A 19,259-nucleotide genomic window follows, 5' to 3' on the forward strand; every position below is an offset into this window, starting at 1 on the left:
AGCGAACGCTTTTTTTTATAAGGTAAAATCTAAAATTAGATAGCTGTTACAATAGCTAAAAAGTCATCAGCTTTTAGAGCAGCACCTCCAATTAAACCACCATCTACGTCTGGTTTACCAAAGATTTCTTTAGCGTTTTCTGGTTTAACAGAACCACCGTATAAAATAGAAACTTCATCAGCAATATCAGCTCCAAAAGCTTTACGGATAGTTTCTCTAATAAATTCGTGCATTTCCTGCGCTTGCTCTGGCGAAGCAGTTTCTCCAGTTCCAATAGCCCAAACAGGTTCGTAAGCTAAAACAATTTTAGACCAAGATTCTTTAGCAATATGGAAAACACCATCACGCAATTGATTTTCAACAATATTAAAATGATTGTCAGATTGACGGTCTTTTAATTCTTCTCCAAAACAGAAAATAACTGTCATGTCGTGTTTTAAAGCGGTATCAACTTTGTTTGCAATTAAAGCGTCAGTTTCGTGGAAAATAGCTCTACGCTCAGAGTGACCTAAAATTACTGTGTTAACACCAATGCTTGTTAACATATCTGCAGAAATTTCTCCTGTAAAAGCACCACCTTCAGCTTGGTGAACGTTCTGAGCAGAAACACCAATAGTTGTGTTTTTTAATTTTGCAGCAGCGGCTTGTAAGTTTACAAAAGTTGGAGCTACAATAACTTGTGCATTTGTTTTAGCTGGAATTTTAGCCACTAATTCGTTTAATAATTCTTCAGTTTGCGCAGCATTTTTATGCATTTTCCAGTTTCCTGCAACAATCGATTTTCTCATTTTGGTAGTTTTATATTATTTTTTTGTTTTTTGTTTGAATTTAAGCCAAAGTCCAAAATTGATATTTGAATTTTGACATTGTTATTGAAAGATTATTTCAATGATTGTAAAGTAGAATTGATTTTCTCAAAATCAGTTTCAATTGCTCTGTATAAAACGATTTTACCAGTTTTGTCCACTACAATGTATCTTGGAATCCAGTCTAAGTCAATCGCTTTTCCAAAAAGACCTTTCATGCCATCATTCATCATGTAATGATCTCCTTTATTTAATTCGTGTTTTTCGATTCCAGCTTTCCATTTATCAGCAGTTTTATCAGCAGAAATGAATAAATAAGATACATCAGGATTATTAGATTGTAGCTCTTTTAATTTTGGCATTGCTTTCACACAATCACCACACCAAGAAGCCCAAACTTCAATAACTAAAGTTTTGCCTTTGTATTTTTTTAAGATATTTTTGAAAGTAACCTGACTTCCATCAGTGGCTAGTAATTTCTCAGACAGAGCCTCTTTAGAAAAAGCTGTTTTTTGAGCTTGTGAGCAAGAAAAAGAAATAAACGCAATTACGACTAGAACTAATTGTTTCATATTTGATTAAAATTATTTTTTATTAGGGTACTGAATTCACAAAGTTAAACAAACAAATTGAATGCCAATTGTAGATTAACAAAATTTGAAGAGTCGTTTATTTTGTAACAAATCGACTTTTTTTGGTTGAAAAAACAGTATTGAAATCGTAATAGTAGAGGTGGAAAATCATTTTTTTTCTAACTTGGGGTGTTTTACAGATAAAAAAATGATAAAAATTTTATTTTTAGAGAAAGATTTTAATCAAAAAAACGTCAGATTGCAATAGAAAAAGCCTTCAATAAAATCAAAGTTATTGAAGGCTTCTTTATGTTTTTTCAATTCTTAATTTAATTCATAATTGCCATTTGCCCATTTTTTGCTCGGAGCAATCCAATTGTCTGCAGCTTTGAACAAAAAGCCATGTTTTAGCCCTGTGTTAAGTTCAATTTCTTTAAAATGATCTATCTTGCATTTCGAAGTTTCTTTTCGCTTTATCGCAGAAACTCCGTAAATATCTGATTTTTCATAAATGGTTAAAATATTACCACAGAAATTAATATCGGGAATTTCTTGAATATCGACATCTCTAAAGCATCCAATGAAAACAAAATTCACATCGGGATTAGAGAGATAAGTCGAAACATATTGGGCAATATAGCCACCTTGTGAAGTTCCAATTACGGTAATATGATTTGGAGGAACACCTTTTTTAATTAATGCTTTTACCTGTTTTACGATCTTTTCTGCGTACTCAGCAGCATTTGTGTTTTTCTTTCTTTTTTCGCTAAAAACAATAAAATTATCTTTTCTGAATGATTCTAAAATCTCATTGTATTCTGCCTTTCCATATTCAGGATGAATTGCGTTTAAAGGATTTTCTTGAACAAATTTGTTATGAAAAAAGAAAATGTAACGTTGGTTTTCATCTTTTGTCTGGCTAAAAGATAAAATGCTTGATAAAATTGTAAGCGAAAAAGTTAAGGCTTTAAAGAGTTTTTGCATTGATCGTATCGGTTTTTGGTTTTGACCAAATGTAGGATTTTTATATAGAATCTAAAAGATTAAGTTTTAATGAAATTGATATTAAAATAAAAACGCCAATAAATCTAAAAAAGAATATTGGCGTTCTGTTAATATCTGATATTTTAAACTTCTTAGAGTTTCAAGTCATCTACATCATTGTAATGCACTTTTTGAGCGATAGTACCGTCATGTACCACTACAATACTTGGATTTGCTCTTTCGACAGTTTTTAAAGCTGTTCCGTCACAGAAATAGAAATCAATGTCTAAAGCATAATCTTTTTTAGCTTTGGCAATTTCATCAGCTCCAGAAGCAGTCATTCCAATTACTTTATACCCTTTTGCTTTTGCATCTGCAGTAACTTTTGCTAATTTTTTCATTCCCTCTGGATTTGATAAATTCAAATCGTAAGTTACATAGATTAGCAATTTTGGCTCTTTTAACAATTCTTCTTTATAATCAGAATCATCTTTTGTCATAGTAAAATCGTGAATAGGAGGAACGTAACCTTCAGAGATTACTTTGTCTTTACGATCCACAAAAACAGCACCTTCTGGAATATTCATTAAATCTTTCTCTGTAAATTCTTTGTCAACGCCATTTACTTTGTAGATAAAAATCATTTCTACAACCGATTTTGGCGCGCCTTCTGGAATTTCCATTCCTTTCTCAATATTCGTTCCTACTTTATATGGACGGAAATCTTTGATAGGATTATGATTGATTACCCAAACGGCCATAAATACGCATAAAACGATGCTTATTAAAACAATGATGTTAGTTACAATTTTTGAAAATAAAGGTTTAACTAATTTTTTATTAATGAATAAAATCAAGATAAAGAAAAGTAAAACAACATCTTTGGTGAAAGACTGCCAAGGCGTTAAGTGTAAAGCATCTCCGAAACATCCGCAATCTTTTACTACGTCAAAATAAGCAGAGTAGAAGGTAAGGAAAGTGAAGAAAACAATTAAAAGCAATAAAGCCCAAATCGTTAGTTTTGATTTATATCCAACCAAAAGCATTACGCCCAAAACTACTTCTAGAATTACTAGAAAAATAGCCAATCCTAATGTAAATGGCTCTAAAAAAGGCATATTAAAAACAGGCTCACTGAAATATTCTGTCAATTTATAAGAGAATCCAACAGGATCATTTAGTTTTATTAATCCGGAAATAATAAATAGGACACCGACAAATAATCGGGAGAATTGGGTAATGATGTTTTTCATAAATATTAAATTTAAAATTCAATTTTTTAAAAACCCAAATTCCAAAATCATATTGAAAAGTTGGAATTTGGAATTTATATTTTAGAATTTTATTTGTTTATAGGGTTTAAGATTAAAGCAAAAACAGAATAATTAATCATATCCTGATAATTGGCATCGATACCTTCAGATACGATTGTTTTTCCTTTGTTGTCTTCAATTTGCTTAACGCGAAGGAGTTTCTGTAAAATCAGATCAGTTAAAGAACTCACGCGCATATCACGCCAAGCCTCGCCGTAATCATGATTTTTGGCTTCCATTAAATCTTTGGTTAACTTTACTTTAGCATCGTATAATTCAGTTGCTTTTTCAACGTCAAGATCTGGCTGATCGACAACGCCTAATTCCAATTGAATCAAAGCCATAATAGAATAGTTGATGATTCCGATAAATTCTCCTTTTTCATCTTCATCCACTTTACGAACATCATTTTCTTGTAAACTTCTGATTCGCTGCGCTTTTATAAAAATTTGATCTGTTAGCGATGGCAATCTTAAAATTCTCCATGCACTACCATAATCTTTCATTTTATTGATGAACAAGGTTCGGCAAACCTCGATAACATTATCAAATTCTTGGGAAGTATTCTTCATTTATATGCTGTATATTTGCTAAAATTTCTTCAAAAATAAGGATAATTTTTTAAGAGTTTCAAGTTTGAGGTTTTCTTTGTTTGAAGTTTTTTCTTAACAAAGTGTTAATGCACAACTTGAAACCTGAAACCTGAAACAAAATAAACAATGACAATTAATTGCAAAGGCGAACTTATAGATTTATCGATTCCTAAAGTAATGGGAATTTTAAATGTTACGCCGAATTCTTTCTTTGACGGAGGAAAATATAAAAACGAAGACGAAATTATTTCTCAGGTTGATAAAATGCTTTCTGAAGGAGCAGCATTTATTGATATTGGTGCGTATTCGAGCAAACCGAGTGCCGAATTCGTTTCGGAACAAGAAGAAATTGACCGAATCGTTCCGGCGATAGAATTGATTTTAAAGCATTTTCCAGAAACTTTATTATCAATTGATACCTTTAGAACCGAAGTTGCAAAAGCAAGTATAGAAAGCGGCGCTGCGATTATAAACGATATTGCAGCTGGCGAATTAGACGAGAAAATGTTTGAGGTTATTGCAAAATACAATGTGCCATACATTATGATGCATATGCGCGGCAATCCGCAGACCATGCAGAGTTTAACGCAGTATGATGATATTATAAAAGAAATGCTTTTTTATTTTTCTGAAAAAGTGAAAAAAGCAAGAGCTTTAGGAATCAATGATTTGATTTTAGACCCTGGCTTCGGTTTTGCCAAAACAACCGATCAGAATTATGAAGTGATGCAAAAAATGGAGCTTTTTAATGTATTAGAACTGCCTGTTTTAGTTGGTATTTCAAGAAAATCAATGATATATAAAACACTTGATATTACGCCGCAAGAGGCTTTAAACGGAACCACTTTTTTGAATACAATTGCATTGACAAAAGGAGCGAAGATTCTTCGGGTTCATGATGTGAAAGAAGCGGTGGAGTGTGTTACTTTGTTTGAGAAAATGAATTTATAATTTACCACTTGTCATTTCGACGAAGGAGAAATCGCACTCGAAACTCGACAAAGATTAGCGATTCTCTTTGAGGAATTCCTAGTGTGATTTCTCCTTCGTCGAAATGACATACTTTGTGTAAAATGAACTTTAAAATTATGAGATACTTTACCCTAATCATCGCTTTTCTTCTTTTCTCCTGCGGAAAAAAAGAAGACGTTCTACTTCCAAAATCAAACATTACGATTGTAAAAGACGTACAAGATCTTTCGCCAATTTACATCTTTTTTAAAGTCGAAGGAAAAGATACAATTGCTGAAGTAAACCGAAAAAGCAGTATCATTTCAACCAATTGGATTTTGAACATAGACAAACGTCTGCCATTAAAATTGGTAATTCCAGAGGTAATGAAATTGCAGGAAAAAAAGCGAGCTGACAGCGCGCATAAAAATGAAAATGCAGAGAATTATTATTCGTACGCAGATTCTGTTGGAAAGAATTTAGCTTTTTTGCCTTTCACGAAAGTGTTTTATAAAATGGAGAAACCTACTGCAGGAAGTTTTGTGGTTTATTTTAGTAAAGGGAAAAAACGAGTGTTTATGGGAAATCAGGAAATAAAAATATCAGAAATACTAAAACATTTTTACAGTATAAAGTTTGCGAAAGTACCAGATTTAGTTTTTTTGTTTGACAAGAATATGAGCTATGAGGAATATATTCAATATAAAATTTTACTTCAAAAAGATGTGACTCACAATCTTGATACGCTTCCAGTGGAATTCATTTTCTAATAAATGAAACAAAAGAAACAAAAAACTATTGATGATGATAAGGCTCGTTTCGTAAAATGGTAAATCCGCGGTACAATTGTTCGATAAAAAATAAGCGAACCATTTGATGCGAAAATGTCATTAGAGAAAGCGAAACTTTTCCTTGGGCTTTTTTATAAACGGTTTCAGAAAATCCGTAAGGGCCGCCAATTACGAAAACTAAAGTTTTAACACCAGAATTCATTTTCTTTTGTAGTTCTTCAGAAAACCCAACGCTCGAAAATGTTTTTCCGTTTTCATCCAGTAAAATCAATTGATCGGTTGCTGAAAGTTTAGACAAAATTAATTCACCTTCTTTTTCCTTTTGCTGACTTTCAGATAAGTTTTTTACGTTTTTGATATCGGGAATTATTTCCAAATCAAATTTGATGTAAAACGACAAACGTTTGGTATAATCGTCAATCAAAGTCTGCAATGACTTGTTATCTGTTTTGCCTATGGCGATAAGTTTGATATTCATTGGTTTAGTTTTTTTGCCACGAATTGCTCGAATTAGCACAAATTTATTTTAAACACATTGAAACATAGTTTCTTTTTGTCTGTAAAGGTGTTTAACTTGTTGTAATACAAATAGCTATGTTTTTAAAGCTTTATATCTGTATTTCTATGTGTTTAATTGTTTATACAAATAAATTTACTGTTTTTTATTCTCAAAAACCGTTTCGAAATGTTCTACAATAGGAAAAGGTTCGTAATAATGATGTAGAATCTTTTTCCATTCCAAATACGCTTCAGAAGTTCTAAAGCCCACTGTATGATCTTCCAACGTATTCCAATCTACCAATAAAAGGTATTTGTTTTCTACTTCGAGGCATTTCTCTAAACGATGCCCTAAATAACCTTCGATTGATGAAATATACTGACTTGCTTTTGCAAAATCAGCCTCAAATTGATGTGCTAATTCTGGTTTTATAAAAAGAAAAACTGCTTCTAAAATCATTTTAATGAATTTTATCTGCTTAATCTGCCAAATCTGCGAGAGTATATTTTTCCCGCAGATTTAACAGATGTAGCAGATTTTTATTTGTACTAGTTTTTGGAGAACTTCGCTTCGAAAGTTTTAAATCTATTATCAAGATCTCTAATCAATTGTTTTTTAACGGCTACATCCTGAATAAAACTGTAATTGATGCTGTTGTAAACGTATTTTTTAATTGTTTCGTAGTTCACTTCAGGATATCTTTTTGCCAGTAAAACATATTGCTCTGTCATATTACTTCTTAAAATTCCAGCGTCGTCAGTGCTTATTACGATTGGTACATTAAATTCTTTGTAAAGCGTAAATGGATGTCTGTTTTCTTTTACTTTTAAAATGAACTCATTACTCACTAAATTGATTTCAATCGGAATATTTTTTTGAGCCATATATTTCAACAAATCATAAGAATTGGCTTCGTAAGCAATATCAACTCCGTGGCCAATTCTGTTCGCGCCTGCAACATAAATGGCGTCATTAATATGCCAAGTCAATTCTTCTGGCTGAACTAAACCTAAAGTCAATTCGCCAGCATGAAGCGTATATTTTACATCAGGAAATTTAGAATGACAGTATTTAAACATCACCATGTGAAGCCAGTAATCTTTCATAGAAGTCTGTCCGTGTTCTGGCGAAACGATATTTACACCAGCAGTCAATTTACTTTCGCTTGACGAAATAAAAGCAATAACTAGATTTTTAAACAAATCTACAGGTTCCATAAAACGAAGCACAAAGTTTTGATAACGCATCGTGAATTTATCGTCATCCATTTTTAAATCCTTGTGCAGTTTGGCAATGAAATTATTGTTGAAATCGTCAGCATATTTTTTTGCATCTTTTTTCTGAAGCGATTTATACAATTCATCCAAAAGTTTCAGAACTGCTTTTTCGTCTTTCTGCTCTGCAGCTTGGCGAAGTTTGGTATTGAAATCAGCTAAGTCAGAAACATTCATATCACAAGGAATTGTTGATAATTGTGTTTCAATATAAGTAACATTTTCTGCAATGGCGCGCTTTTTTAGTTCAAGCATTCCTTCTGCAAAATGACCTGCAATAGTGGGTTCAAATTTCATGAAAGAATCAAAAAACTGATCATCAGAAGGAACAGAACCATTATAATCTTTTACCGACCAAGTCTGCATGATTTGCTGTTCGTAATATTCTAATTTTCCTTTGTTATTAAGAGAGGAGAATTTTTCCCAGTTTCCTTTTTCGGGTTTGGTTTTAGAAACTGCTATAGTTTCCAGATTCAAATAAAAGTCTTCTGCTATAGCTCTTTCTAAAAGAGGTTCTGCATAAATTGATCCTGAAAAATGGTGGTGTAAATCGCCTCCTTTAGGCATTTGTTGAAAAAAAGCTGTTAAGAGAGCCTCATTGTTTCTGATTTTTTCTAAATAACTCTCAGCCGATTGAGAAAAGCCAATTTGTGCTATAAAAAAACAGAAAAGCGTAATTATTCTTGTCATACTGTAAGATTAAATTACGCGCAAATATACGACTTTTCGGAGAAATTTAAAAAATCGAATTTCTTTGTGTTATTTTTTAACGCAAAGAACGCAAGGTTTTATTTCAGACATAGCTTAATACAAACGCAAAAGTTCGCAAAGCTTTGTCTAAAAACTTTGCGGACTTTGCGTAATTCTTTGTACTCTTTGCGGTAAAAAAAACTTAGAATCTTAGAAACTCAGAACCTTAGCACCTTACGAAAAAAGTACATCACGAATTTCTTCAACTTTATCAAAAACACTTTTTGCAAACGGACAAAGCGGAATAATTTTTAGATTATTGTTTCTAGCATATTCTACGGCAGCCATAACCAGTTTTTTGCCGACTCCTTTTCCGTTAAACTCGGGACTTACTTCGGTGTGGTCAATGATGAATTTGGAATCTCCCGCCCAAGTGTAAGTCATTTTCCCGACTTCTTTTCCGTCTTCTATGGCTTCAAAATAGCCTTTTCTTATATCGTTTATTTGTTGAATTTCCATATTGTTTTATACTAAAGAAGTTTCTATTTTAATTGTGTTTATAAGTGTTTTATGAACAGGACAGCTGTTGGCAATTTTTAAAATTCGCTGTTTTTGAGCATCGTCTACGTTTCCTGTAATTAAGATTTTGGTTGAAAATAAAGAAACAGTATGCTCTTCGTTTTTTTCAAAATCAACCCAGATTGTAAGTTCTGAAACGTCCCAAGCTTTGCGGTCAATGTACATTCGCAATGTAATTAGCGTGCAGGAAGCAAGAGACGAAGCCAAAAGTTCAAACGGACTAAAGCCTAAATTTTTTCCACCCATTTCCTGCGGTTCGTCAGCAATTAGAATATTTCCAGTTTTAGAAGTTATTTCTGTGCGATATTTTCTTGTATCTATTGTTGCTTTTACTGTATCCATATTTATTTGATTCTTGGTTCTGGTAATGGCACAAATTCAGTTTCTCCTGGAACTTTCGGGAAAGTTTGATTTGTCCAATCTGTTTTTGCTTTTTCGATGAGGTTTTTGTCAGATGAAACGAAGTTCCAAAAGATAAAATGTTCTTCAGGAAAAGGCTGTCCGCCAAAGATATAAACAGTTGAATTTGCTGCAATTTCGAACTCACAAAGAGAACTTTCTGTAGTAATCAGAATTTGTCTCGGATCGTAAGTATGTTCGCCATTTTTGATACTTCCATCTAAAATATACAAACCGCTTTCGCCAAGTAAATGTTGTCCAATATTGATTTTCTTCGCTTCTTTGCTTTTAATTTCAATAAAATACAATGGACTATAAACAGGAACTGGAGATTTTTTGCCAAAAGCTTCACCAGCAATTAATTTGTATGAAACGCCATCTTCTTCCCAAGCCGGAATATCATCAGCTTCAACATGAGTGAAATTGGGATCCATTTGCTCCAATTCTTTTGGAAGCGCCACCCAAATCTGTAATCCGTGAAGCATTTTGTCTGAATGTCTTAAATATTCGGGTGTTCTTTCGGAGTGAACTATTCCTTTTCCAGCTGTCATCCAGTTTACAGCACCTGGTTTTATTTCCAATTCTGTTCCTAAACTATCGCGGTGCATAATGCTTCCTTCAAACAAAAATGTCAAAGTAGAAAGTCCGATATGCGGGTGCGGAGGAACATCCATATTTTCATGATCACTTAAATGTGCAGGTCCCATATGATCGATAAATACAAATGGGCCAACAGCTCTTTTCTCGCGAAAAGGCAATAAACGGCCTACCATAAAGTTGCCAATATTGGCAGCACGTTCTTCGATAATTAAACTGATATTTGACATGTGGTATATTGATTTGATTTGAAAACAAAATTACAGTTGTGATAGAAATCTGTAACTTAATTTAGGTTAAGAAAAGTTGTAATTAGATTTTTTTGAGTTATAAAAATATGAAAAAACTCAGGTAGTTTTATAGTGATGATTAAAATTAAGTTTATTTGAAAAGAAAAATAATATATTTGAAAATAAATAGAATCCTATTTCATAAAGCTTGCAACGAACATTAAAATTTTGAAATCAAAATATAAATTAAAATACTAAAAAAAATAACTGGTATTACAATATTGCTATTCACTATTTTACTTTTCTTTCCTGCATTTTATGCATTTCCTATCCAATTTGCAAACTGCAAGAAAAAATTTGAGGATGGAGTCGTAGGGGCTCCAGGATATACGATTGGATTTCTTTTTTGTTTAACAGTTTATATTCTTATTATTTATTTTTTAATAAAATTAAGTTTAAAGCTTATCAGAAGGGAAAAAAATAATCTTTCAGCGATTGATGAAATTGGTAAAAAAGAATAGTAATAGATATAAGTGCTAAAAGGATTAATCAATCAATTCAAACTCCAAAACTTCGCTCTCTGTTCCATTTATTATAATAGACAATTGATGAATTCCAGTATGAAAAACTCTGGTCGTAATTAACTTAAAAGATTGATTTCTTTCAATTTTAGTTAATTGATTAGGCTGATAGATTTTCTCGCTGATTTTAAAAACTTTTTTAGCCAAATGCCCTTTTGCTTTTTTATAATGAACGGCGTATTCTAAACGAATCGTCTTTGGTTCTTCGTTTTTATTATTTAAATGAAATTGAAACTGCAGATAATCTCCAATTTTTACAGTTGGCGTTTTGATTTCGAAAGCCGAAAGTTCAATATTCGTACTTTCTAAACCATAATGACTTAAAATTTCTGGATGACCTTGTTTTAATAAAGTTCTACAGCCGTGTTTAATAATCCCGTCAGTTTCTTTGCTGTTTCCTTTCCATCTAGAAGCAATTTCAAGAACGATCTGCGGATTATCTTTTGCAATATCATTTAAATTATTGGCAACACTTCTGCGGACATATTCGGATGTATCATTTTTTAGATTTTCCAAGATTGGCAGAATAGAAGATGGATCTTTTTTAAGAAACGGAATTGCCATCGCCCAAGGTAATCTCGGGCGTGATCCTTCACTGGCCAATCTTCTAACGTGATGATTTTCATGTAGAGACCATTTTACCATTTCGTTAATCATTTGTTCTTTATACTTTAAAATAAAAGGACGGACAGCAAATTCGCAACTTATAAATTGAGTAATTGATACAAAGGCTTTCGCCGAAGTTTCAAAATCATCTAAACCATACATTTCGATATAATCGGCAAAGAAAATAAAGGCTAGATTGCCATCAGTAAAACTGTTTTTCTTTAAGTTTTCGATGATTTTATCAATTAAAGTAGTGGCTTCTACGAAATTTTGAGGCATGAATTGATGAAGTACAACTGTGGTGTGTTTCATTCGTTCTTTCCATTCTTTTTGAGCAAAATCACCTTTGTAAATGGTATCGATGAATTTCTTTTTGTCGAATGAAGGATGCACTTCGGCGACAGCCTGACCAAATTTTTCGTAAAAAGAAACCGAGTAAATATCTTTAATTAATCCCATAAATTTTGTTTGATTGAATTTCAAAGATATTTAATTGAACGCTTATTAAGAGATTAAGTTTTGTTAAGAATTGTAACTTTATTTTTCGGAATATCTTAATGGTTAAAAAAGAGATATTTAATGTTTTATGTAATTTTTCATGTTGTCAGAACTTTCAAATCCATAAAATATATCCTAATTTAGCATTATTATTAAAAACAGAAAAATGATAAGCAAAGCCCAATTTCAAGCAGAATTAAAACTTTTAATCAGTAATGCCATTAGAGAAGATGTTGGTCCAGGCGATTACAGTTCGCTGGCTTGTATTCCTGATACAGCACATGGTCAGGCTAAATTATTGGTAAAAGATCAAGGGATAATTGCTGGTGTTGAATTGGCTAAAATGATATTTGAGCATGTTGATCCCAAGCTGAAAGTGAAAACTTTTATCGAAGATGGAACGCGTGTAGAGTATGGTGAAATTGTTTTTGAAGTTTCTGGGAGCTCGCAATCTATATTAAAAGCAGAAAGAGTTGTTTTGAATACTATGCAGAGAATGTCTGCAATTGCTACAAAAACAAACCATTTAATGCAGCTTTTGGAAGGAACAAATGCAAAAATATTAGATACACGTAAAACAACTCCAAATTTTAGAGTTGCAGAAAAATGGGCCGTGAAAATTGGCGGAGGAGAAAATCATCGTTATGCTTTGTATGATATGATTATGTTGAAAGACAATCATATCGATTTTGCTGGTGGAATTACTCGCGCTATTTCTAAAACTAAAGAATATTTAAAGGAAAATAATCTTGATTTAAAGATTATTGTTGAAGCTCGTAATTTGGATGAAATTAGAGAAATTTTATTGAGTGATGGTGTTCATAGAATCCTAATTGATAATTTTAATTATGAAGACACCAAAACGGCTGTTGCATTAATTGGTACAAAATGTCAGACTGAATCTTCAGGAAATATTAGCGAAAAAACAGTTCGCGAGTATGCTTTGTGCGGCGTAAATTATATTTCGTCTGGAGCCTTAACGCATTCTGTTTATAATATGGATTTGAGCTTAAAAGCTTTTTAATGAAGTTGTGAATTTTGAGTTATAAGTTATGAGTTTAGTAATTATCCCGATGCTATAGGGACTGAACTCTGAAATCTAAAATCAAAAAAAATATGTCACAAGAGATAGAAGATCGGATTGAGAAATTGCCTGTGGTACGGTCTTTAGCCCGACTTTTGAAGAAAATAAAACTGCCTTGGTTGGAAGGATTTTCATTGTACGATTTGTTAGAAATGTACACCATCGGAATTATTGATGGTGCTTTTTCGTATCATGCAAGCGCGGTTTCTTTTAGCTTTTTTATGGCTTTATTTCCTTTTGCGCTGTTTATCTTAAACTTAATTCCGTTTATTCCTATAGACAATTTTCAGGAAGATTTTTTGCAGTTTGTGCAACAGAGCGTTCCGCCCAATACATTTGATGCTATTAGTAAAATCATCAGCGATATCTTAAATAATAGTCATTCTGGATTATTATCATCGGGTTTTTTGCTTTCGATATTCTTAATGGCAAATGGTATTAATGGAATTCTAAGCGGTTTTGAATCTTCTAAACACGTTTTTGATAAACGCGGTTTTTTCAGTCAGTATCTTGTTGCATTGGCAATTTCGCTTGTTATGACAATTATATTGTTTGTAACGGTGGCAACAATTGTTGTTTTTGAGGTATTCATTCAAAAAACAATCATTCAGGATGTACTTAGTGACAGGATTCCGCTGATTATTTTAGGACGATATTTATTTGTTATCTTAATGATTTTGATAACATCTTCAATATTATTGCGTTATGGTACAAAACAGTATAATAAAGTGCCCTTTATAAGTATTGGTTCTGTTTTTACAACGGTTTTAATTGTTATATCTTCATTCTTTTTTGGGATTTGGGTTATAAAATTTTCAAAATACAACGAACTTTATGGTTCAATTGGGACATTATTAATTCTAATGTTTTATATTTGGATAAACTGTATGATTCTGCTTTTAGGGTTCGAATTGAATGCTTCTATCAGAAAATTAAAACAAAAAAAAGAAAAATAATATGAAAAATTTGATGCTAACTATCGGAGTGTTCTTCTTTGCGCTGACCATGCAAAGTCAAAGTGTAATTGGAAAATGGAAAACAATTGACGATGAAACAGGAGAAGCTAAATCTATAGTAGAAATCTACGAGAAATCAGGAAAAATATATGGTAAAGTAGTAGATATCCTTCGCGAAAGCCACAAAAAAGATGTTTGTGTAAAGTGTGATGGAGCTGAAAAAAATAAACCAATTTTAGGTATGGTAATTATGAATGGTCTTAAGAAAGATGGTTCAGAATATAATGGAGGAACAATTTTGGATCCTACAAGCGGTAAAAAGTATAAATGTTATGTTACTTTAGAATCTGCAGATAAATTAAAACTTCGCGGTTATGTTGGGATTTCTTTAATGGGAAGAACTCAATATTGGACGAGAGTAAAAAATTAATTAAAATATAATGCGAAAATTTGCTTCAATAATTTTATTCTTAGTTATAGTTTCAAATAGCTTTGGACAATCTAAGAACTCGCCATTACAAATAAGTCATCTTACGGGTGACTTTTATGTTTACAAAACTTTTAATGAATACAAAGGGGTAAAGATTTCTGCCAATGCTATGTATGTCGTTACGAAAGAAGGTGTTGTTCTTTTTGATGCTCCGTGGGATAAAATGCAGTTTCAGCCTTTGTTGGATAGCATTGAAGCGAAACATAATAAAAAGGTTGTAATGGTTTTTGCAACGCATTCGCATGAAGATCGTGCGGGTGGATTGGATTTTTATAGAAAAAAAGGAATTAAAACCTACTCAAGTAAATTGACAGACGAAATCCTTAAAGCGAATAAGGAAGGAAGAGCAGAATTTGTAATTCCGAATGATTCGACTTTTACAGTTGGGCAATATAATTTTGAAGTGTATTATCCAGGTAAAGGCCATGCTCCAGATAATATTGTGGTTTGGTTTGGGAAAGAGAAAATTCTTTATGGAGGATGTTTTATAAAGAGTGTTGAAGCGAAAGATTTAGGATATTTAGGCGATGCTGATGTTAAGGAATGGGGGAGATCCATAAAAAAAGTTCAGGCAAAATTTAAAAATCCGAAGTATGTTATTCCAGGGCACGATGGAGGAACAACAAAGGAATTAGTAGGGCATACTTTAAAGCTGATTCAGGATTACAATCTTTCAAATGATTCCTCTAAATCGGGTCAGAAATAAGTACTGACTTATAAAAAAAATCAATGCATTTCATCGAAGTTATTTTACCGCTTTCTTTAGCTAAGACATTTACATACCGAATTTCTGAAGCTGAATTTCATTTCATAAAAAAAGGAATGCGTGTTGCTGTGCCATTTGGTAAAAGTAAAATATATACAGCGCTAGTTCTGGATGTTCATGAAAATGCTCCAACATTATACGAAGCTAAAGAAATCCATCAAATTTTAGATGAAGTGCCAATTGCAACCGAAATTCAGATTAAACACTGGCTTTGGGTTGCAAATTATTATATGTGCGGAATTGGAGATGTGTATCGAGGTGCATTTCCGAGTGGTTTATTGTTGGAAAGTGAAACAATCATTTCGCATAAGCCCGATGTTGTGGTAAATGACAGCGAACTTTCTGATGATGAATTCTTAATTTATGAAGCCCTGAATCATCAAAGTTCCTTAAAGATTCAAGAGATTACTTCAATTTTAAATAAAAAGAATATACTTCCGATTCTGCAAAAGCTAATCGCGAAAGATATTATTTTTTTGGATGAAGAAATAAAAGAAACATACAAGCCAAAATTGGTTCGATATGTTAAATTGCATTCCAAATACGAATCGGATAACGGTTTGGCTGAATTACTCGAAGTGCTGAAAAGTGCTAATAAACAGAAAGAAATTGTTTTAACTTATTTTCAGTTGAATGCTTCGGAGAAAAAGCCCATTACGGTAAAGAGGCTTACGGAAGTTTCAAATGTAACAGCTGCCGTTGTAAAGGCTTTAGTTGAAAAAGAAATTTTTGAGGAATATTATTTGCAGCAGGATCGTGTTACATTTAATGGAGAAGTATCAGATAAGGAATTGCAGCTTAGTGAGGCTCAAGAAAGTGCTTTTTCTGCAATCAAAAATAGTTTTCTGGAGAAGGAAGTTTGTCTTCTTCATGGTGTGACTTCAAGCGGAAAGACTGAGATTTATATCAAGTTAATTGAAGAGTATTTGAATACCGGAAAACAGGTTTTGTATCTGTTGCCCGAAATTGCTCTTACTACGCAGTTGGTATCGAGACTGCGTTTTCATTTTGGAGACAAAGTAGCTGTTTTTCATTCCAAATACAGTAATAACGAGAGAGTTGAGGTTTGGAGGCAAACGCTTGAAAACTCTCCAAAAGCACAAATTGTAATTGGAGCAAGATCTGCTTTGTTTTTGCCTTTTAATGATTTAGGATTATTAATCGTTGACGAAGAACACGAGCAGACTTTTAAGCAGACAGATCCTGCGCCAAGATACCATGCCAGAGATGCTGCAATTGTTTTGGCTAATTTTCATAAAGCAAAAGTGTTATTGGGTTCTGCAACGCCTAGCATTGAAACCTATTTTAATACCCAAAATGATAAATATGGGTTGGTAACACTTTCTGAACGTTACAAAAATGTCCGTTTGCCAGAAGTGCTTTTAGTTGATTTAAAAGACAAGCATTTTAGAAAAAAAATGACAGGGCATTTTAGCGATCTTTTAATCGAAGAAATTGCAGAATCAATGTCGTTAGGTGAGCAGGTCATTTTGTTTCAAAATAGAAGAGGTTATTCGCCTATAATAGAATGTTTGACTTGCGGACACGTTCCGCATTGTCAGCAGTGCGATGTTAGTTTGACTTATCATAAACATAAGAACCAGTTACGATGCCATTATTGTGGTTATTCTATAGCAAAACCTACAAATTGCCATAATTGCTCCAGTATAGATTTAACTACAAAAGGATTTGGAACTGAGCAGATAGAGCAGGAGTTGGCTTCGCTTTTTCCGAAAGCCAAAACAGCTCGAATGGATCAAGATACTACTCGAGGTAAATTTGGTTTTGAAAAGATAATTGATACTTTTAAAAATCGAGAAGTTGATATTTTGGTGGGGACGCAAATGCTGGCCAAAGGACTTGATTTTGACAATGTAGGTTTAGTCGGAATTATGAATGCTGATAATATGCTCCATCATCCAGATTTTAGAGCTTTTGAACGTAGTTTTCAAATGATGACCCAAGTTGCGGGAAGAGCGGGGCGATCAGAAAAACAAGGAAAAGTTGTCATTCAGACTTACAATCCGAATCATAATACAATTCAACAAGTTACAAACCATAATTATATAGGTATGTATAAAGAACAGTTGTATGACAGGCAAATCTATAGATATCCGCCTTATTTCAGGATTATTAAGCTTACGCTAAAGCATAAAGATTTTGATAAATTGAAGGAAGGAGCTATATGGCTGTATCAGGTTTTAAGTCAGAACTTAGGAATGCCAGTTTTAGGGCCAGAAGAGCCAGCGATAAGTAGAATACGAAATGAATATATTAGGACTATTTTAATAAAGATTCCGCATAATCTTCATTTAGGAAACACAAAAAAAACTATTCAGAAAATGCTGAATAGTTTTGAAGCTGTGGCTCAATACAGAGCTATAAAAGTTGTAGTAAACGTTGATTTTTATTAATTAAGAAGAAGTTGAAAGTGCTTTTACTAGATCTTCTTTTTTATTGCGGCTTAACGGTATTTTGGTAATGCCTATTTCGGCAAATTTACTATTGAAACGTTCAACCTTATCGATATTAATAATATACGACTTGTGAACACGAATAAATTTGTCTTTGGATAAATCATTTTCAAAAGACTTCATAGTAGAGAGAACCAAATTGCTGTCGTCTTCGGTTACTACTCTTACGTAATCTCCAAAAGCTTCAATCCATTTTATTTTTGAAGTGAAGATTTTAAGTTTTTTTAGATTACTTTTGATGAATATATGCTCGCCTTCTTCTTCTTTAATGTCCTTTTTAAGTAAATGCATGTCAATTGCTCTTTTTACAGAGGCATTAAAACGATCTACTGCAATAGGTTTCTGAAGATAGTCGGTAGCATCGTAGTCGAAAGCTTTGAGGGCATATTCGGCTTTAGAAGTAATAAATATAATTTGCGGTTTTGATTTTAATCCGTCAAGAAAATCAAATCCGTTAATAACTGGCATTTCTATATCAAGAAATATTAAATCAATATTATTTAATGAGATACAACTTTTTGCTTCAATTGCATTAGAAAAATCCCCGATTAAATGCAAGCCTGGGTGATTATTGACCAATTTGGCAATAATTGTCCTTTGTATAGAACTATCATCTACAACAACACAGTTTAGTTTCATAACATTTATATTTAGAATAAATTCAGGATAGCAGTAGTAAATGTATTATTTTTTTGTAAAAAAAACTAAGGATGAGGGATCTTTTTTGCATTACGACGAATAAAAGAAAAAAAATGTTGGATATGTAAATTAAATGCTTACTTTTGCACCCAATTTTAACAAATAAAATTTTTATTTATGAATCATTATGAAACTGTTTTCATTTTAAATCCCGTTTTATCTGAGGTTCAGGTGAAGGAAACAGTAACGAAATTTGAAGAATTTCTTACTAGTAGAGGAGCTGAAATGGTATCGAAAGAGGATTGGGGTCTTAAAAAAATGGCTTACGAAATCCAAAACAAAAAAAGTGGTTTTTACCATTTATTCGAATTCAAAGTAGCTGGAGAAGTTCTTTTAGCTTTTGAAACTGAATTCAGACGTGATGAAAGAGTTATGCGTTTCTTAACTGTAAGTTTAGATAAACATGCTATTTCATGGGCTGAGAGAAGAAGAGCAAAATTAAAATCTACTAAAGCGTAATTATTATGTCTACAATCGAGCAATCTGCAAAAGGAAAAAAAGACGGAGATATCAGATATTTAACGCCTTTAAACATTGAAACTAATAAAACTAAAAAGTATTGCCGTTTCAAAAAATCAGGAATCAAATACATCGATTATAAAGATGCTGATTTCTTATTGAAATTCGTTAACGAGCAAGGAAAAATTCTTCCACGTCGTTTAACTGGAACTTCATTAAAATACCAAAGAAAAGTTTCTGTAGCTGTAAAAAGAGCTCGTCACTTAGCTTTAATGCCATACGTGGCCGATTTATTAAAATAGTATAAAAAAAATCTAGTCGCTGGTTTCTGTTTTGTCAGAACCTAACTTCTAAAATATAAGGACAAC

22 protein-coding genes are annotated in these 19,259 nt (G+C 32.5%); 9 read left to right on the top strand and 13 right to left on the bottom strand.

Annotation, left to right across the window (positions count from 1 at the left end; all coding sequences use genetic code 11):
- Positions 1-35: 35 nt before the first annotated feature.
- The 5 genes from tpiA to M0M44_RS14840 form a co-directional block, all read right to left on the bottom strand.
- Positions 36-788 (bottom strand): triose-phosphate isomerase, encoded by a 753-nt coding sequence (gene tpiA, locus M0M44_RS14820; protein WP_248726349.1) that lies wholly within the window; start codon positions 786-788, stop codon positions 36-38.
- A 92-nt stretch (positions 789-880) separates the two neighbouring features.
- Complete coding sequence (locus tag M0M44_RS14825) at positions 881-1,378, bottom strand: TlpA family protein disulfide reductase (RefSeq protein ID WP_248726350.1); 498 nt, start codon at positions 1,376-1,378, stop codon at positions 881-883.
- A 324-nt stretch (positions 1,379-1,702) separates the two neighbouring features.
- Entirely contained in the window at positions 1,703-2,362 is a 660-nt protein-coding gene (locus tag M0M44_RS14830; protein ID WP_248726351.1) for an alpha/beta hydrolase, read from the bottom strand.
- A 152-nt stretch (positions 2,363-2,514) separates the two neighbouring features.
- Complete coding sequence (locus M0M44_RS14835) at positions 2,515-3,615, bottom strand: BT_3928 family protein (RefSeq protein WP_248726352.1); 1,101 nt, start codon at positions 3,613-3,615, stop codon at positions 2,515-2,517.
- Positions 3,616-3,704: 89 nt separating this feature from the next.
- Positions 3,705-4,247 carry a DUF1599 domain-containing protein gene (locus M0M44_RS14840; protein WP_248726353.1) on the bottom strand — a complete coding sequence of 181 codons (543 nt, stop codon included), beginning with the start codon at positions 4,245-4,247 and terminating at the stop codon, positions 3,705-3,707.
- 147 nt (positions 4,248-4,394) lie between these two features.
- On the opposite strand from M0M44_RS14840, the gene folP reads away from it, so the two are divergent.
- Together folP and M0M44_RS14850 are read left to right on the top strand one after the other, a co-directional pair.
- Positions 4,395-5,219, top strand: coding sequence for a dihydropteroate synthase (gene folP / locus M0M44_RS14845; protein WP_248726354.1), 825 nt, complete (start codon positions 4,395-4,397; stop codon positions 5,217-5,219).
- Positions 5,220-5,356: 137 nt separating this feature from the next.
- The gene (locus M0M44_RS14850; protein ID WP_248726355.1) at positions 5,357-5,989 is read left to right on the top strand and encodes a hypothetical protein; all 633 of its coding nucleotides are present in this window, start codon (positions 5,357-5,359) and stop codon (positions 5,987-5,989) included.
- 25 nt (positions 5,990-6,014) lie between these two features.
- Here M0M44_RS14850 and rlmH read toward each other — a convergent pair whose 3' ends face one another.
- The 7 genes from rlmH to M0M44_RS14885 all read right to left on the bottom strand — a co-directional run bounded on the left by rlmH (position 6,015) and on the right by M0M44_RS14885 (position 11,924).
- A complete protein-coding gene (rlmH, locus tag M0M44_RS14855) occupies positions 6,015-6,488 on the bottom strand; it encodes a 23S rRNA (pseudouridine(1915)-N(3))-methyltransferase RlmH (protein WP_035648259.1) in 474 nt (157 codons plus the stop codon).
- A gap of 174 nt (positions 6,489-6,662) precedes the next feature.
- The gene (locus M0M44_RS14860) at positions 6,663-6,968 is read right to left on the bottom strand and encodes an antibiotic biosynthesis monooxygenase family protein (RefSeq protein WP_248726356.1); all 306 of its coding nucleotides are present in this window, start codon (positions 6,966-6,968) and stop codon (positions 6,663-6,665) included.
- Between the two features lie 89 nt (positions 6,969-7,057).
- The gene (locus M0M44_RS14865; protein WP_248726357.1) at positions 7,058-8,473 is read right to left on the bottom strand and encodes an amidohydrolase family protein; all 1,416 of its coding nucleotides are present in this window, start codon (positions 8,471-8,473) and stop codon (positions 7,058-7,060) included.
- 234 nt (positions 8,474-8,707) lie between these two features.
- Positions 8,708-8,992, bottom strand: a complete 285-nt coding sequence (locus tag M0M44_RS14870) for a GNAT family N-acetyltransferase (RefSeq protein WP_248726358.1) — start codon at positions 8,990-8,992, stop codon at positions 8,708-8,710.
- Positions 8,993-8,998: 6 nt separating this feature from the next.
- Complete coding sequence (locus M0M44_RS14875; protein ID WP_095927723.1) at positions 8,999-9,394, bottom strand: OsmC family protein; 396 nt, start codon at positions 9,392-9,394, stop codon at positions 8,999-9,001.
- A gap of 2 nt (positions 9,395-9,396) precedes the next feature.
- The gene (locus tag M0M44_RS14880) at positions 9,397-10,278 is read right to left on the bottom strand and encodes a pirin family protein (protein WP_248726359.1); all 882 of its coding nucleotides are present in this window, start codon (positions 10,276-10,278) and stop codon (positions 9,397-9,399) included.
- Positions 10,279-10,823: 545 nt separating this feature from the next.
- Positions 10,824-11,924, bottom strand: a complete 1,101-nt coding sequence (locus tag M0M44_RS14885; protein WP_248726360.1) for a DNA alkylation repair protein — start codon at positions 11,922-11,924, stop codon at positions 10,824-10,826.
- A gap of 205 nt (positions 11,925-12,129) precedes the next feature.
- Here M0M44_RS14885 and nadC point away from each other — a divergent pair, with 205 nt between their 5' ends.
- From nadC to priA, 5 genes are all read left to right on the top strand, one after another.
- Positions 12,130-12,987: a carboxylating nicotinate-nucleotide diphosphorylase gene (gene nadC, locus M0M44_RS14890; protein ID WP_095927720.1), complete on the top strand. Its 858-nt coding sequence runs from the start codon at positions 12,130-12,132 to the stop codon at positions 12,985-12,987.
- A gap of 92 nt (positions 12,988-13,079) precedes the next feature.
- Positions 13,080-14,003, top strand: coding sequence for a YihY/virulence factor BrkB family protein (locus M0M44_RS14895; protein ID WP_248726361.1), 924 nt, complete (start codon positions 13,080-13,082; stop codon positions 14,001-14,003).
- Between the two features lies 1 nt (position 14,004).
- Entirely contained in the window at positions 14,005-14,433 is a 429-nt protein-coding gene (locus M0M44_RS14900; protein WP_248726362.1) for a DUF2147 domain-containing protein, read from the top strand.
- Positions 14,434-14,443: 10 nt separating this feature from the next.
- The gene (gene bla-B1-FLAV / locus M0M44_RS14905) at positions 14,444-15,199 is read left to right on the top strand and encodes a subclass B1 metallo-beta-lactamase (RefSeq protein WP_248726363.1); all 756 of its coding nucleotides are present in this window, start codon (positions 14,444-14,446) and stop codon (positions 15,197-15,199) included.
- Between the two features lie 23 nt (positions 15,200-15,222).
- Positions 15,223-17,673, top strand: a complete 2,451-nt coding sequence (priA, locus tag M0M44_RS14910; RefSeq protein WP_248726364.1) for a replication restart helicase PriA — start codon at positions 15,223-15,225, stop codon at positions 17,671-17,673.
- On the opposite strand, the gene M0M44_RS14915 is transcribed toward priA, so the two are convergent.
- Positions 17,674-18,372 carry a LytR/AlgR family response regulator transcription factor gene (locus M0M44_RS14915; RefSeq protein ID WP_008463025.1) on the bottom strand — a complete coding sequence of 233 codons (699 nt, stop codon included), beginning with the start codon at positions 18,370-18,372 and terminating at the stop codon, positions 17,674-17,676.
- Between the two features lie 177 nt (positions 18,373-18,549).
- On the opposite strand from M0M44_RS14915, the gene rpsF reads away from it, so the two are divergent.
- Together rpsF and rpsR are read left to right on the top strand one after the other, a co-directional pair.
- A complete protein-coding gene (gene rpsF, locus M0M44_RS14920) occupies positions 18,550-18,891 on the top strand; it encodes a 30S ribosomal protein S6 (RefSeq protein WP_068842999.1) in 342 nt (113 codons plus the stop codon).
- A gap of 5 nt (positions 18,892-18,896) precedes the next feature.
- Positions 18,897-19,193, top strand: a complete 297-nt coding sequence (gene rpsR, locus M0M44_RS14925) for a 30S ribosomal protein S18 (protein WP_002987043.1) — start codon at positions 18,897-18,899, stop codon at positions 19,191-19,193.
- Positions 19,194-19,259 lie beyond the last annotated feature (66 nt).

Source organism: Flavobacterium humidisoli (assembly GCF_023272795.1).
Taxonomy (GTDB): Bacteria; Bacteroidota; Bacteroidia; order Flavobacteriales; family Flavobacteriaceae; genus Flavobacterium; species Flavobacterium humidisoli.

Bases quoted from the DNA above. Each gene is read 5' to 3' on its own strand.
- tpiA (WP_248726349.1), bottom strand. From the start codon at position 788: ATGAGAAAATCGATTGTTGCAGGAAACTGGAAAATGCATAAAAATGCT.
- M0M44_RS14825 (WP_248726350.1), bottom strand. From the start codon at position 1,378: ATGAAACAATTAGTTCTAGTCGTAATTGCGTTTATTTCTTTTTCTTGC.
- M0M44_RS14830 (WP_248726351.1), bottom strand. From the start codon at position 2,362: ATGCAAAAACTCTTTAAAGCCTTAACTTTTTCGCTTACAATTTTATCA.
- M0M44_RS14835 (WP_248726352.1), bottom strand. From the start codon at position 3,615: ATGAAAAACATCATTACCCAATTCTCCCGATTATTTGTCGGTGTCCTA.
- M0M44_RS14840 (WP_248726353.1), bottom strand. From the start codon at position 4,247: ATGAAGAATACTTCCCAAGAATTTGATAATGTTATCGAGGTTTGCCGA.
- folP (WP_248726354.1), top strand. From the start codon at position 4,395: ATGACAATTAATTGCAAAGGCGAACTTATAGATTTATCGATTCCTAAA.
- M0M44_RS14850 (WP_248726355.1), top strand. From the start codon at position 5,357: ATGAGATACTTTACCCTAATCATCGCTTTTCTTCTTTTCTCCTGCGGA.
- rlmH (WP_035648259.1), bottom strand. From the start codon at position 6,488: ATGAATATCAAACTTATCGCCATAGGCAAAACAGATAACAAGTCATTG.
- M0M44_RS14860 (WP_248726356.1), bottom strand. From the start codon at position 6,968: ATGATTTTAGAAGCAGTTTTTCTTTTTATAAAACCAGAATTAGCACAT.
- M0M44_RS14865 (WP_248726357.1), bottom strand. From the start codon at position 8,473: ATGACAAGAATAATTACGCTTTTCTGTTTTTTTATAGCACAAATTGGC.
- M0M44_RS14870 (WP_248726358.1), bottom strand. From the start codon at position 8,992: ATGGAAATTCAACAAATAAACGATATAAGAAAAGGCTATTTTGAAGCC.
- M0M44_RS14875 (WP_095927723.1), bottom strand. From the start codon at position 9,394: ATGGATACAGTAAAAGCAACAATAGATACAAGAAAATATCGCACAGAA.
- M0M44_RS14880 (WP_248726359.1), bottom strand. From the start codon at position 10,278: ATGTCAAATATCAGTTTAATTATCGAAGAACGTGCTGCCAATATTGGC.
- M0M44_RS14885 (WP_248726360.1), bottom strand. From the start codon at position 11,924: ATGGGATTAATTAAAGATATTTACTCGGTTTCTTTTTACGAAAAATTT.
- nadC (WP_095927720.1), top strand. From the start codon at position 12,130: ATGATAAGCAAAGCCCAATTTCAAGCAGAATTAAAACTTTTAATCAGT.
- M0M44_RS14895 (WP_248726361.1), top strand. From the start codon at position 13,080: ATGTCACAAGAGATAGAAGATCGGATTGAGAAATTGCCTGTGGTACGG.
- M0M44_RS14900 (WP_248726362.1), top strand. From the start codon at position 14,005: ATGAAAAATTTGATGCTAACTATCGGAGTGTTCTTCTTTGCGCTGACC.
- bla-B1-FLAV (WP_248726363.1), top strand. From the start codon at position 14,444: ATGCGAAAATTTGCTTCAATAATTTTATTCTTAGTTATAGTTTCAAAT.
- priA (WP_248726364.1), top strand. From the start codon at position 15,223: ATGCATTTCATCGAAGTTATTTTACCGCTTTCTTTAGCTAAGACATTT.
- M0M44_RS14915 (WP_008463025.1), bottom strand. From the start codon at position 18,372: ATGAAACTAAACTGTGTTGTTGTAGATGATAGTTCTATACAAAGGACA.
- rpsF (WP_068842999.1), top strand. From the start codon at position 18,550: ATGAATCATTATGAAACTGTTTTCATTTTAAATCCCGTTTTATCTGAG.
- rpsR (WP_002987043.1), top strand. From the start codon at position 18,897: ATGTCTACAATCGAGCAATCTGCAAAAGGAAAAAAAGACGGAGATATC.